Consider the following 13424-nt stretch of genomic DNA (forward strand, 5'->3'; position numbering starts at 1 on the left):
TATTAGCCCGGCATTTGCGAGGAGATATTGATGTTTCAATCCTCACCCATCCCTTTTGGATGGGTGCAATACAAAATGCCGATGATATGTGCGGCAAGATAGAGGAAATATTCCTGAAATATATTCGGATTATGTAAATCATTGGGATGGCGTTGAGCCAATAAGAACCGTGCTGTTTCCATTGCTGTTCGATACGATCCTCTTTGGGCTTGGCATGTCTTCTATTTCAAAATTCCCGTGGCGTATGAGCATAAACATCATTCATTTTCAATTCGACCCCCATCAGACATTTTCTCTTAGGACATTTGCCTTATATTTATTTATTTCGACCAATATCTTCATAATCCTTCTAACTCACACATCTTTTTCAATTTCCCAGCCGTCAATCGCGTCGATCGCAACGTTTGGCCATACATTCCCCCCCTTCTTTTCCACATGCGCATAAAAAAAGAGCCCCTCCGGCTCTTTTTTCTTTCCCCACTTTCAGTGATGTTCCATCAACCTCTTGCAACAGCATCTTTTTTGGCTGCTAAGGTCCCTCACCACACGCCCCTCACCGCTTTCGCGCGATGAAAAACAACCGTTCCGCCGTCTCGGTCGGGGGCGCATTGGTGAAATCGGCGGTCACTTCGAGCACCTCAAAGCCAGCGGAATCGAGCCATCGCTCATAGACAGCGCGCTCGAACGTGCGCTGTTCATGCCATTCGTCATAGCGCTCATAAAGATCGCCGCGGCGGACGAAAAAGGTTAATTCATGCCCGACGCTGTGCGGCCAGTCAAGCGGATGGCACGTCCATATGTAGCTGAGGTCGTCATCCTGGTCCGCAAACACGGCGTCGCGGAACAGGACGTCCATTTTGTAGACCGAATGGACATCAAACAAAAGCAGCCCGCCGCCGCCAAGGGCGCGGGAGACGGCGGCGAACGTCCGCTTCACATCCTCTTCATCCGTTAAATAGTTGAGAGCATCGCAAAACAGGAAGGCGCCATCGAGATCAGAAAACCCGTCGAGCTCCGCCATGTTTTGTTCGAAAAACGGCACCTCCACTCCCGCCGCTTCGGCTTTCGCCTGGGCGACGGCGAGCATATGTTCAGAGAGATCAACGCCGGATACTTGCCATCCGGCCTTGGCGAGGCGGATGGCAAGCTCTCCCGTCCCGCAGCCGATGTCAATGACCCGTCTCCCCGGCCGTTTGGTGTATTGGGCGAATGCCCGTTCCACAAACGATTGCCATGCATCATACGGCGCCTCGGCCATGAGCGCATCGTACCAATCGGCGAAACGAGCATAGGTCATGGCTGCAGCACAGCCGCGACGTCTTCCGTCGGGGCGTCCCCCCAAAGCCGTTCGAGGTTGTAATACTCGCGCTCCTCTTTGGCAAAAACATGCACAACGATGTCGCCCAAATCGACAAGCACCCATTTCGCCTCCTGGAATCCTTCAACCCTCTTCACCGCTAAGCCGTGTTCTTCCGCTTGGTCTTGAATTTCGCGGGCGATGGCCTGCACTTGTTTGTCCGAATTGCCATGGCAAATGACAAAATAATCGGCGACAAGCGAAATGCCTTTCATGTTCAAGACGACAATGTTTTCCGCCTTTTTATCATCCGCCGCGCGGACGACAAGCTGCAACGCCTCTTGTTCCGTCACCGTTTTGCTTCCCCCTTCACTTCACGCATGAGTGAATTGTACGCATGAATCGTATCTGGATAAATGAGCTGGCGCTTCTCAAGCAAAAACGCGATCGTATTTTTCACCGCCTGCAACAGCGCCCGGTTGAGGTCTTCTTCCGCCAAGCGCCGTACGTCGTCAACGCCCGGGAAGCGGCGCCCTGGTTCCATATAGTCGGCCAAATAAATAATTTTTTCAAGCACCGTCATTCCAGCCCTTCCCGACGTATGGTAGCGAATGGCATTCAGCACCTCTGGATCGTTGATGCCGACTTCTGTCTGCACCAAATAGGCGCCAACGGGCGCATGCCATAGCTCACTGTTGTAAGTAAGCAAATCGTTGGGCATATTTTGCGCCAAAATGATTTGTTTCATTTCCTCGACCGGACGGAATTTGGCATAGTCGTGGAAAATCGCCGCCAGTTCCGCCTTTTTCGCGTCGGCGCCGTATTGCCTGGCGAGCTTAACAGCGGTCTCGACAACGCCAAGCGTATGCTCGTAGCGCTGCTCTGTCAGCTGTTGTTTCACGATCAGTAACGCCTGTTCTCGCTCCATATAGCCCCTTCTCCTCAATATAAAGTCTAACGCCTTCCGGCACAAGATAGCGAATCGTCTGCCCGTTCCGCACCCGCTCGCGGATGAGCGAGGAAGAAACGGCAAACTGCGGCGCCTCAACTTCGATGACCGGATACGGCGTTTCCATGGAAAACCCCGGCCGCTTGACGCCAACAAACGTCACCAACTCGATGAGCTCATCGATGCGGTGCCAATGGGGCAAATATTCGACCATATCGGCGCCGATGATGAAATAAAACTCGTCATTGGGATGCATCGCGACAAGCTGCCGGATCGTATCGTACGTATACGAAGGCCCTTCCCGCTCGAGTTCGATCGTCTCAATATGAAAGCGCGGATGGCCAGCCACTGCCAACTCGAGCATGCGCAGCCGGTCTTCGCTTTTGGTCACTTGTTCGTGCTGCTTATGGGGAGGAAGGCGGTTGGGCAGAAACCAAATTTCTGACAACTGAAGGGCGTCAAGCACTTCATTCGCCATGAGCAAATGACCGTAATGAGGCGGATCAAACGTGCCGCCGAAAATCCCGATTTTTCCCATCTTCTTTCCTCCCGCCGCCTGCCGTGGCTGCTCCCATTGTCAATCAGGCAGAACGATTTGTTTATGCTCCTTCGATTCTTTGTATAAGACGATCGTATTGCCGATCACTTGCACGACTTCCGCCCCCGTTCCAGCCGCGAGCTGCTCGGCGACGGTGCAGCGGTCTTCTTCACAGTTTTGCAAAACGCTCACTTTCAACAGCTCGCGCGCTTCGAGCGCCGCCGCAATTTGTTCGGTCATCGCTTCCGTCACGCCGCCTTTGCCGACTTGGAAAATCGGTTTCAAATGATGGGCTTGAGCGCGCAAAAACCGTTTTTGCTTTCCCGTTAGCATATGTTACCTCCTTAACGCTTCGATGACAAGCTGTTTCATCCGGTTGACATCCGGCCATTGGCCGGTCCACTTTTCGAACGCTAGCGCCCCTTGGTATACGAGCATGCCGACGCCGTTTTGCACACGGGCGCCGCGGGCTTTCGCTTCTTTCAGCCATTTTGTTTCCAGTGGATTGTAAATAATATCGGAAACGATCACCCCTGGGCGCAGCCGTTCAAGAGAAAGCGGCTGCACCTCGACACGCGGATGCATGCCGACAGAAGTGGTATTGATAATAATATCGTATTCGTCAAGCCGCGTTTCCGCCTCGGCGAGTGAAAAATACGCCGAGCGGCCATCCTCCCCTTCGCGGACGAGCCGCTCCGCCTTTTCCACCGTCCGGTTGGTCATATCGATGCGCTTGGCTGCCGTCGACAGCAATGAAAAGTAAATGCCGCGTGCGCCGCCGCCGGCGCCGATCAGCAAAATCCGCTTGCCGTCCAAGGTGATGTTCATTTCCTCTTCCAACGCTTGGACATAACCGAGCCCGTCTGTATTATAGCCGACGAGCCGGCCGTCGTTGTTGATGATCGTATTGACCGCCCCGATGCGGCGCGCATGTTCGTCCACTTCGTCCAAAAACGGAATGACCGCCAGTTTGTGCGGAATCGTCACGTTCACCCCGGCGATGCCGAGCGCCCGCACGCCAGCAAGCGCCGCCCCGACTTGCCCCGGTTCGACGGAAAACAAATGATAGCGCGCCGGAATGCCCAAACGGGCGAATGCATCATTATGCATGAGCGGCGACAGCGAGTGCTCGACGGGAAACCCAATCAACCCGTATACCTTTTCCACGTTTCTCCCCTCCCGCTTTCCATTAAATCAACGATTGACGGATAAATACGTCGACCCCTTTTGGAGCATGGACGACGAGCTGGGCACCCGGGTCGTTGCACGTCACCCAGCCGAGTCCGGAAAAAACGATGTCCGTCTTCCGCTCTTTGACAGACAGCGAGCGCGGCACAAGCGGCGGAAATTCAGCGGCATAGCGTTTGTTTGGCGGCGACAGCAAATCGCCAAGCTGATTGGCATAAAGGGAGTCGGCTTTTTCCAACTTCGTCCGATGAACCGTCAACTCATTGGCCATGTAGCAGACGAACGAGCGGCGCCCGCCTTTGATGTAATCGAGGCGGGCCAAGCCTCCGAAAAAGAGCGTCTGCCCTTCGTTGAGCTGATAAACGCGCGGATGGATTTCCCGCTTCGGCGTAATGATCTTCAAATCGCGCGCATCAACAAAGTGCGCCATTTGGTGATGGTTGATGATCCCCGGCGTATCATACAGCGTCGCTCCACCCTCAAGCGGAATTTCGATCATATCGAGTGTCGTCCCCGGGAAATATGACGTGGTAATCACATTCCCTTTGCCGGTCGCCTCTTCAATGATCCGATTGATGAACGTCGACTTGCCGACATTCGTGCAGCCGACGACGTAGACATCGCCGCCCTCACGGTAGCGATTGATCGCTTCCATCACCTTCGCCATGCCAATTCCTTTCGCTGCGCTGACAAGGCAGACGTCAACCGGACGCAGCCCGAGCTCTTCCGCCATGCGGCGCATCCAGCGCAGCAGCTTCGGGTATTTGACCGACCTCGGCAATAAATCCGCCTTGTTGCCGACAAGCAAAATCGGATTCTCGGCCGCAAACCGCGGCAAGCCAGGAATCCAGCTGCCGTTGAAATCGAAAATGTCAACGATGTTGACGACAAGCGCCTTCGATTCCCCGATGCGGTGCAGCATGTTTAAAAAATCGCTGTCATCAAGCGGCACGTCTTGCACTTCGTTGTAATGTTTCAAGCGGAAGCAGCGCTGGCAAATGATTTCTTCCTCGTCTTTTTCGAGCACGCTTTTCGGCGCATAGCCCGCCTTTTTCGGATCGTCAAACTGAATGGCCGCTCCGCAGCCGATGCAACGCAGTTGTGGCTCCACGATCATTCCTCCCAGTAAATCATCCCTTTTTTGCGCATCACCTTTAAAATTCTCCGCTCCATTTTTCGATTGAAACGCGTCCATAATCCGTCCGTCTGGGCGACCGGGACGACTAAAATCGTGTTCAGTCCGAGCCGGTTGCCCCCAAGCACATCAGTCAGCAACTGATCGCCGATGACGACGACTTCCTCTTTCTTAAGCTCCATCATCTTTAATGCCTGCAAAAACGCGCGTGTCAGCGGTTTGCGCGCTTCAAAGATGAACGGGATGCCAAGCGGCTCAGCAAACGACTGCACGCGTTGTTTATTATTATTCGATACGATGACGACCTTAATGCCCGCCTGCTTCATCGCATCAAACCATGCGGCCAGCTCCGGGGTGGCGCTCGGCCGATCCCATTCAACGAGCGTATTGTCCAGATCGGTGATGATCCCTTTGACCCCTTTTTGTTTCAGCTCATCCGGAGTAATGTCGATCACACGCTTGGCAAACTGGCTTGGCAAAAAGTAGTGAAGCATGCCGGACACCCGCCTTTCCATTTGCTTTTCCCATCATAGCGAATTTGATCGTTTGTTTCAAAACAAAGTTTGCCAATGATAAACAGAAAAAATTTTCGACAAATTTTGCATCTCTCCATCTTGTGGATAACTGTTGCCCACATTATACACAAGCTGGCCATCACACTTCCTACTCTTTATAAACATGTTTTCCACATGTTATCCACCGCTTCCTGTGGATAACAGAACGGTTGTTCTCTTTCACAAGTCATGGTACATTGTAAGTAACCTACCATTATATGTATGACATGTTTGGCATATTCCATCCAAAAAAGGAGGACGCCCCCGATGAAACATTTGTCCGACGAGCTGTTGATCGAGTCGTACTTCAAGGCGAAAGAACTCAACCTCAGCCCGGAATTCATCGAGTTGATTGAAAAAGAAATCCAGCGCCGTTCATTGACCCACAAAATTAAGCTGTCCTCATAAGCGAAGGCCTTCGGGCTTTTTTTGTTTCCGAAAGCCTTAGCGCTCATGCGCCTCGCACCAATAGCCGAGCCGCTCGCCGACTTTGATCGGCATGGGCGCAACAATGCGCGGGTCAGGGGCGAAACTTCCGCGTTCAAACAGCAAGACGACCGTTGAACCGAACGAAAAATACGCCATCTCCTCCCCTTTCACGAGCTGCTCTCCCGTATGGGTCAACTCGATGCTGTTGACGAACATGGCGCCGATTTTGACGATCGCCATCCGCTTGCCGCCGGCTGTGACCTCGGTGATGAGGCGGTAATTTTTCTCGAGCGGCCGACGCCCATATTTTAAGCCAAGACGGTTGACCGGATACGACTTGCGGCCGAGCGCCCACTGCTTTTCGATCACTCCAGATATTGGGCTGTGGATGCGGTGATAATGACTCGGGCTTAAATACAGAATAAAAAAGAACCCGTTCACATACGGTTGTGCCGCTTCAACGCTGCCGAGCATTTCTGCAATGGAATACGGCTTTCCCTTGACGATCATTTCGCAGTTTTCTCGAATCGTGCCCATGTCTTCAATGACGGCGTCGACCGGGCTGACGACCGTATGCTCATCAGCGTCGACCGGCCTCACCCCAGCCTTCAGCCGGCGGACGAACAGTTGCTGCAACGTCTTATAATTTTTTAAGCTTTTTTCCATTTCGTCTTGGTTAATATGATAAATTTTTGCATACGATGATATCAATAGCCCGCTGAGTCGCGATTTGGCAAACGAAGCGAGCAGCTTTGAAGAAAGCGAGTGATTGGTCAGCTCGATGAACAAACGATAAAGCCATTTTCGCAAGCACGTTCCCTCCAGTAGCGCAACATCGCCATTCGTTACTACCTTCCATATTACCGCCAAAATGAGTATAATGGTAGTAGAATTTTCTTTTGGCGTTTTCTGTTGGAAAAGGAGTGGGGAAACTTGTTCTTATCGGACTATTTAGATTATACGTTAAAAAAGCTGAAAGCAAACGTGGCAAACATTTTGACGATGACAAACCTGTCGCTTGGCGGCTTTTCCGTCCTGGCTACGCTGAAAGGGCAGCTTCATATGAGCGTGCTGCTCGTTTTTTTAGCAGCGTTTGTCGATCGCTTTGACGGCGCTGTGGCGCGCAAGATGAACATTGAATCCGAACTTGGCAAGCAGCTCGATTCGATGAGCGACATCGTCTCCTTCGGCGTCGCTCCCGCCTTGCTGATGTACCAAGGCTTGTTCCATGAGTTCGGCGCGCCCGGCGCGGTATTCACCGTTTTGTACATCGCTTGCGGCGCCTTCCGCCTCGCTCGCTTCAACATCACAGAAAACAACGGCTACTTTGCGGGGCTGCCGATCACCGCCGCCGGGGTGCTGATGACGCTCGGCTATTTAGCCATCCCGTACTTCCCGCCGCAATCGTTTATGTTTTTGGCGCTCATTTTATCGTTTTTAATGGTCGGCACGTTTAAACTGAAAAAAATATGATGATCATCGGAGCTGCCCTTTCCGTCATCCTAAATGGAGCGGGCGGCTTTTTGCGTCTCATGTCACACCTTTTTCCCTTTTCAACCTCCTATATTCAGTATATGATAAATATGGTTTCTTCATAAAAACGCCCAATGGCGTAGATCGTTCGTATGGAAAAAGCGGGGGGATTCATTTGGACAAAACATCGGTCATCGGCATCATCCTTGGTGTCATTGCCGTCGGGCTGGGCATGTACTTTAAGGGCGTTTCGCCTGCTGTATTGATCAATCCGGCCGCCATCCTCATCATTCTCGTCGGGACGGCGGCAGCGGTCGTCATCGCCTTTCCGACGCACGAAATTAAAAAAGTGCCAAAGCTTTTCAAAGTCATTTTCACGGAATCAACGACGCCGACGGTCGAACAACTGATTCCGCTGTTCGTCGATTGGGCGAATATCGCCCGCCGCGAAGGGCTGCTGGCGCTCGAGGCGAAATTGGACGACATTGACGACCCGTTTTTGCGCAACGGACTCAGCATGGCAATCGATGGGCAAACGCAAGAGTTCATCCGGGATGTCATGACAGAGGAAATCGTCGCCATGGAAGAGCGCCACGAAGCGAATGCCGCGATTTTTTCCCAAGCAGGCACGTACGCGCCGACGCTCGGGGTGCTTGGGGCCGTCATCGGCCTGATTGCCGCCCTTGGCAATATGGAAAACATCGCCGAGCTCGGCAAGGCGATCAGCGCCGCTTTTGTCGCCACGATGCTCGGCATTTTCACCGGCTATGTGCTTTGGCATCCGTTTGCCAACAAACTGCGGCGGAAATCGAAGGAAGAGGCGCGCGTGCGCTACATCATGATTGAAGGGGTGCTGTCCATTTTGGAAGGACAAGCCCCGCGCATGATCGAACAAAAACTCGCCTCATACTTGCCGGAAAACGAGCGGCGCCAAGCGCTGGTGCAAGGGGAAACGGCCAATGGCTAAGAAAAAAAAGAACAAGCATGACGACCATATGAGCGAGGCATGGCTGATTCCGTACGCGGATTTATTGACGCTATTGCTCGCCCTATTCATCGTCTTGTTTGCGAGCAGCCAAATCGACCAAAAGAAGTTTCAAGAAATTGCGCGCGCCTTTAGCACCGCCTTTGCCGGCGGAACGGGTGTTCTTGACTTTCAAAGCCCGATCGAGCCGATCACTCCACCGGCCCAAGACGAAGAAGGACGGCATCAAGCAAAGCAGCCTTCCCCAGCCGTAAACGGAAAGGAAAAAGAAGAATTAGGGCAAATCAAAGCGAAAATCGACAGCTACATCCACGACAACAAGCTGACGGGAAAACTGCAGACTTCCTTGACGGACGAAGGGCTCGCGATTACCATTTTGGATGATATTTTATTCGACTCCGGCAGCGCCGAAGTGCGCATGAAAGACCGGCGTCTTGCGGCGGAAATCTCCGCTTTGCTCGTCATGAACCCGCCGCGCAATATCATCATCAGCGGCCATACGGACAACGTGCCGATCCATAATGAGAAATTTGCTTCCAACTGGGAGCTGAGCGTCATGCGCGCCGTCAATTTCATGAAAGTGCTGCTTGAAAACAAGCAACTCGATCCGCGCTATTTCAGCGCCAAAGGGTATGGCGAATACAAGCCCATCGCCTCCAACGCCACCGCTGCCGGGCGGATGAAAAACCGGCGTGTCGAAATTTTAATTTTGCCGCGCACCGACGTCAATGATTCGTCCACATCCACTCAGTGACCGCCGCGCCTTCAGCGGGCGGTTTTCTTTAGCCGTCGCTTTGCCAAAACTCTCTTTTCCATGTCCAAACAGAAAAACCGGCGGTTCGCCGGTTTTTCCTCCTTCGTCCGCAAAGACCTTTATTCGAAAAAATCAAAGCTTGATCGTCCATTTAATGACTCCGGCTTTGGCAAGCGCCTCAACCAAAATGACAACGACCGGCCCGACGAACAACCCGATAAAGCCAAGCAGCTGAAACCCCAGATAGACGCTGACGAGCGCGGCGAGCGGGGAAATGCCCAAATTGGTGGAAAACACTTTCGGCTCAATGATCCGGCGCACGACGGTGATGACGACAAACAGCACGATGAGCCCGATGCCAAGCGTATTGTTGCCGTTCGCCATGCTGATGAGCCCCCACGGAACAAGCACGGAACCCGTTCCTAAAATCGGCAAAATATCAACGACGACGATGACCAGCGCCATCAACGCCGCATAGTCGACCCCCAACACGAAAAGGCCAGCCAGCGCGAGGAAAAACGTAATTAAACTAAGCAAAAACTGCGCTTTTAAAAAGCCGATCCCCGCTTTGCTCAGCTGGGCGACGACCATCCCAAGCCGCTGTTCGGTCCGTTCGGACAAATAGCGGCGCATGCCTTGCTTCAGCTGCGGCAAATCGAGGCAAATGAGAAACAGTGCGATCAAATACACTAAAAAATGAATCAAAAACGCCGGAATGGCGGCAATATAATGGACGAGCGACTGCGTCAAGTTGGTCGCAAACGACAAAAGCATTTGCTCGACGGTATTGACGCCGCGTTCAAGCGAATCGATGATTTCCTGCGGAATGGAGCTGGAATACGACTGCCACGTTTGAATGAGGCGGTCGAGCACTTTCGTCGCTTCGTTTAGCACATAAGGCAGTTTTTGCGAGAGCGCCATCACTTGTTGCACAAAAATCACGACCAGAAAGTAAAGGGAAAGCCCCAGAATGATGATGAACAATGAAAAAATCGCCGTGACGGCGTGCGCGCGCTTCAGCTTATAGTTTTCTTGCAATCGGCGGATGGACGGCTCGAGCAAAAGCGCGGTCGCAAGTGCGAAAAGAAGAGGCACGCTGTATGGCACAAGCCATAGCCCCACAGCGAATAGCAACGCAATGATCATCCAACGTTTCACGTTCGTCCCTCATTTTTCATAAAAATTTAGCCAAAAGATGGTTCATGTATAAATATAGCCGACAGCATGCGGACGGGCAACTATTTCATGCGCTCGTTTTCATCTGCAGCGCGGCGTCGTCGTTGCCAAACGATGTAAATCGCCGCCACCGCCACCGCCGCTGCAATAGCCGGTCGGACGTATGGCGCCGCCATCTCGTCAATTTGCCGCCATCGTTGGCCAAGCTGCTCTCCCAACCAAATAAACAAGATGGACCATGGGATGATGGCCAACACCGTGTAAATCGTAAACGGCAACCACTTCATCCGCGCAATGCCGGCGGGGATCGAAATCGCATGGCGGACAACGGGGATAAACCGGGCGCTGAAAATGACGCCGGGGCCAAATTTCGCAAACCAGCGTTCCGCCACATCCAAATGTTTTTTCTGGATCAATACATATTTCCCATACTGATCTAGAAACGGCCGTCCGCCATAGTAGCCCATCCAATACAAAAACAACTGCGCCACCGTGCCGCCTATTGTCCCAGCTGCCACGGCCCCAGCAAATGAGACATCCCCCCGCGCTACCAAATAACCGGCATAAGCCAACACGATCTCGCTGGGGATCACTTCCACCATCAAGGCGAGAGCGATGCCGACATAGCCTAAACTGGTCAAAAAGGAAAACATCGATTGAATGACTTCGTGCACCGTTTTTCCTCCTTGTCTTTCGCTTCCTTGTCCATTTTTTCATTATACTATACGTTCCTTGCCAACAAAACGGGAAAAGCGGCTGATCATTCAGCCGCTTTCACGAGTGTCGATGATCATCTATATAGATGCAATTTAAAGCTTGAACATTTTTCGTCTTTGCCGGTCATTGCATCCGACTGTCGAGTGACCGAACAACGCCGCTTCCAGACCCATGAATGGGTCTGTGAAGCGGCGTTGTTCGGTCTTCCGTCACGCTAAGGCGTGGCGGAGGCAAGCCACACGCTTGCCTTCGACAGTCGAAAATGGGCAAACCACTTTTCTGTCAAGGATATGTTAAACTTCTTTGTTGCATCTATATACATAGTTATTATTGGTTAATCAACACATCTGAGCCACTTTTCTCTTAGGCGCTTTGCTGCTGCAGCTCAGCGATGTATTGTTTTCCTTGTTCTTCGTTATATTGCCCTTCCCATTTCGACATCACAACCGCCGCCAGCGAGTTGCCGATGACGTTGACCACTGTGCGCGCCATGTCCAAAAGGCGGTCGATGCCGGCGATAAACGCCAATCCTTCAACTGGAATGCCAACCGTGCCAAGCGTCGCCAATAAGACGACAAACGATACGCCTGGGACACCGGCAATCCCTTTGGACGTCACCATTAAAACGAGCACAAGCGAGATTTGCTGCGAAATCGGCATGTCGATGCCGTACAGTTGAGCGATAAAGACAGCCGCCAGCGCCTGATAGAGCGTCGACCCATCCAAGTTGAACGAATAGCCGGTCGGAACGACAAAGGATGTTACAGCCTTTGAACAACCGAATTTCTCCATTTTTTCCATAACCTTAGGCAACACGGTTTCCGAGCTCGACGTGCTATAGGCAAGCACTAATTCATCCTTTAAGATTTTTATAATATGGAAAATATTTGTACCTACCAATTTGGCCACAGCGCCAAGCACCACCAACACGAAGAACGCCATGACCGCATAAACGAGCACAACAAGCTTGCTGAGCGGAAGGAGCGAAGCGACGCCGAATTTCGACACCGTCACGCCGATCAAGGCGAAAACGCCAAACGGCGCAAACTTCATCACTTGGTTCGTCACATAAAACATCGCTTCCGCTGTGCCTTGGAAAAAGCGAAGCACCGGTTTCCCTTTTTCACCGATCGCGGCTACGCCCAACCCGAACATCACCGAGAAGAAGATGATCGGCAGCATATTCCCGGTCGACAGCGCTTCAAACACGTTTTTCGGCACGATGTTGACAAATGTTTCAACCATCGAATGGTGCTGCACTTCGTTCGTCGTATCGACATACGACTGGATATCCGTTTTCTCAAGCGACTTCATATTGACGCCGACGCCTGGTTGGAAAATGTTCGCTGCCAAGAGGCCGACGATAATGGCAATCGTCGTAATGATCTCAAAATAAAGGATCGTTTTGCCGCCCAACTTTCCGAGCTTTTTCACATCACCGACGTTGGCGACGCCGACAATCAAGCTCGAGACGACGATCGGGATGACGATCATCTTAATTAAACGGAGAAAAACATCTCCGATCGGCTGCAAATACGTCGCTACTTTAGGGCTTCCGTAAAAAATGGCCCCAACCATAATCCCGAGAATAAGGCCGATGAAAATTTGCCATGCCAAGCCGATCTTGCGCATGATGCTTTTTCGCCTCCTTTAGACAAATTTAGACAAAAGACGACAAAATTATTTTACTTTTAAAAATAAAATCTGTCAATATTTTTGATTGAAATCGCTTCATCAAAGGATACAAATGAAAGAATTCAGTTTTTTAAAATAATTTCTATTCTTCCACTACTGAAAAAGCGGGTCGCTGCACCAGCAACCCGCTTTTGTTATGACCGCCGTTTTTCTTTTTCCTGCCGATAAAATTCGTGAAACATTTTCATTAATGCCCGTTTTTCAATGCGCGAGACATAGCTTCTCGAGATGCCGAGCTCTTTGGCGATTTCACGCTGTGTTTTTTCCCGCTGCCGACCGAGGCCAAAGCGATTGATGATCACCTCTTTTTCCCGCTCATCAAGCACGCTGATATATTGCTTGACTTGTTCGAGCTCCATGTTCAAGTGGATTTCATCGGCGATGTCTTCGCCTTCGGCTTTTAAAATATCAAGCAGGCTGATTTCGTTTCCTTCTTTGTCCTGGCCGATTGGCTCATGCAACGAGACGTCTTTGCGCGTTTTTTTTAATGAACGCAGGTGCATCAGGATTTCGTTTTTAATGTCATTAGTGTGC

The 13424-nt window shown here is 51.7% G+C and carries 16 protein-coding genes and 1 pseudogene; 4 read left to right on the top strand and 13 right to left on the bottom strand.

Annotation, left to right across the window (positions count from 1 at the left end):
• Nucleotides 1–553: 553 nt before the first annotated feature.
• From GT3570_RS12220 to GT3570_RS12255, 8 genes are read right to left on the bottom strand one after another with little or no spacing between them, the layout of a single operon-like run.
• Entirely contained in the window at nt 554–1297 is a 744-nt protein-coding gene (locus GT3570_RS12220) for a class I SAM-dependent DNA methyltransferase (protein ID WP_013144689.1), read from the bottom strand.
• Nucleotides 1294–1650, bottom strand: coding sequence for a ribosome silencing factor (gene rsfS, locus GT3570_RS12225; RefSeq protein WP_013144688.1), 357 nt, complete (start codon nt 1648–1650; stop codon nt 1294–1296). The genes GT3570_RS12220 and rsfS overlap by 4 nt, the downstream gene beginning before the upstream one ends.
• Nucleotides 1647–2225: a bis(5'-nucleosyl)-tetraphosphatase (symmetrical) YqeK gene (gene yqeK / locus GT3570_RS12230; RefSeq protein WP_062898827.1), complete on the bottom strand. Its 579-nt coding sequence runs from the start codon at nt 2223–2225 to the stop codon at nt 1647–1649. Before yqeK ends, rsfS begins: the two co-directional genes overlap by 4 nt.
• On the bottom strand, nt 2134–2784 hold the full coding sequence (locus tag GT3570_RS12235; RefSeq protein ID WP_011232001.1) for a nicotinate-nucleotide adenylyltransferase: 651 nt from the start codon (nt 2782–2784) through the stop codon (nt 2134–2136). Before GT3570_RS12235 ends, yqeK begins: the two co-directional genes overlap by 92 nt.
• A gap of 39 nt (nt 2785–2823) precedes the next feature.
• Complete coding sequence (yhbY, locus tag GT3570_RS12240; protein WP_014196388.1) at nt 2824–3117, bottom strand: ribosome assembly RNA-binding protein YhbY; 294 nt, start codon at nt 3115–3117, stop codon at nt 2824–2826.
• Nucleotides 3118–3120: 3 nt separating this feature from the next.
• Nucleotides 3121–3951, bottom strand: coding sequence for a shikimate dehydrogenase (gene aroE / locus GT3570_RS12245; RefSeq protein ID WP_062898828.1), 831 nt, complete (start codon nt 3949–3951; stop codon nt 3121–3123).
• A gap of 22 nt (nt 3952–3973) precedes the next feature.
• Entirely contained in the window at nt 3974–5083 is a 1110-nt protein-coding gene (gene yqeH, locus GT3570_RS12250; RefSeq protein WP_011232004.1) for a ribosome biogenesis GTPase YqeH, read from the bottom strand.
• 2 nt (nt 5084–5085) lie between these two features.
• The gene (locus GT3570_RS12255) at nt 5086–5601 is read right to left on the bottom strand and encodes a YqeG family HAD IIIA-type phosphatase (RefSeq protein ID WP_011232005.1); all 516 of its coding nucleotides are present in this window, start codon (nt 5599–5601) and stop codon (nt 5086–5088) included.
• Between the two features lie 327 nt (nt 5602–5928).
• Between GT3570_RS12255 and sda the strand changes: the two genes are divergently transcribed.
• The gene (sda, locus tag GT3570_RS12260) at nt 5929–6069 is read left to right on the top strand and encodes a sporulation histidine kinase inhibitor Sda (RefSeq protein WP_008879941.1); all 141 of its coding nucleotides are present in this window, start codon (nt 5929–5931) and stop codon (nt 6067–6069) included.
• Between the two features lie 36 nt (nt 6070–6105).
• Here the strand turns inward: sda and GT3570_RS12265 are convergent, their stop codons facing one another.
• Nucleotides 6106–6900: a phosphatidylserine decarboxylase gene (locus GT3570_RS12265; RefSeq protein ID WP_062898829.1), complete on the bottom strand. Its 795-nt coding sequence runs from the start codon at nt 6898–6900 to the stop codon at nt 6106–6108.
• 123 nt (nt 6901–7023) lie between these two features.
• Between GT3570_RS12265 and pssA the strand changes: the two genes are divergently transcribed.
• The 3 genes from pssA to motB all read left to right on the top strand — a co-directional run bounded on the left by pssA (nt 7024) and on the right by motB (nt 9302).
• Entirely contained in the window at nt 7024–7563 is a 540-nt protein-coding gene (gene pssA, locus GT3570_RS12270; protein WP_014196390.1) for a CDP-diacylglycerol--serine O-phosphatidyltransferase, read from the top strand.
• Nucleotides 7564–7738: 175 nt separating this feature from the next.
• A complete protein-coding gene (gene motA / locus GT3570_RS12275; protein ID WP_011232008.1) occupies nt 7739–8530 on the top strand; it encodes a flagellar motor stator protein MotA in 792 nt (263 codons plus the stop codon).
• Nucleotides 8523–9302 carry a flagellar motor protein MotB gene (motB, locus tag GT3570_RS12280; protein ID WP_013524187.1) on the top strand — a complete coding sequence of 260 codons (780 nt, stop codon included), beginning with the start codon at nt 8523–8525 and terminating at the stop codon, nt 9300–9302. The genes motA and motB overlap by 8 nt, the downstream gene beginning before the upstream one ends.
• Before the next feature lie 132 nt (nt 9303–9434).
• Here motB and ytvI read toward each other — a convergent pair whose 3' ends face one another.
• The 4 genes and pseudogenes from ytvI to GT3570_RS12305 all read right to left on the bottom strand — a co-directional run.
• Nucleotides 9435–10460 carry a sporulation integral membrane protein YtvI gene (gene ytvI, locus GT3570_RS12285; RefSeq protein ID WP_015375455.1) on the bottom strand — a complete coding sequence of 342 codons (1026 nt, stop codon included), beginning with the start codon at nt 10458–10460 and terminating at the stop codon, nt 9435–9437.
• 80 nt (nt 10461–10540) lie between these two features.
• Nucleotides 10541–11152 (bottom strand): undecaprenyl phosphate transporter UptA, encoded by a 612-nt coding sequence (locus GT3570_RS12290; RefSeq protein WP_011232011.1) that lies wholly within the window; start codon nt 11150–11152, stop codon nt 10541–10543.
• Nucleotides 11153–11558: 406 nt separating this feature from the next.
• Nucleotides 11559–12827 carry a cation:dicarboxylate symporter family transporter gene (locus GT3570_RS12300; protein ID WP_011232012.1) on the bottom strand — a complete coding sequence of 423 codons (1269 nt, stop codon included), beginning with the start codon at nt 12825–12827 and terminating at the stop codon, nt 11559–11561.
• A 197-nt stretch (nt 12828–13024) separates the two neighbouring features.
• Nucleotides 13025–13411 (bottom strand): annotated as a pseudogene (locus GT3570_RS12305) (sigma-70 family RNA polymerase sigma factor); the annotation flags it as partial.
• Nucleotides 13412–13424: the final 13 nt, after the last annotated feature.

This window comes from Geobacillus thermoleovorans (assembly GCF_001610955.1).
GTDB classification, from domain to species: domain Bacteria; phylum Bacillota; class Bacilli; order Bacillales; family Anoxybacillaceae; genus Geobacillus; species Geobacillus thermoleovorans.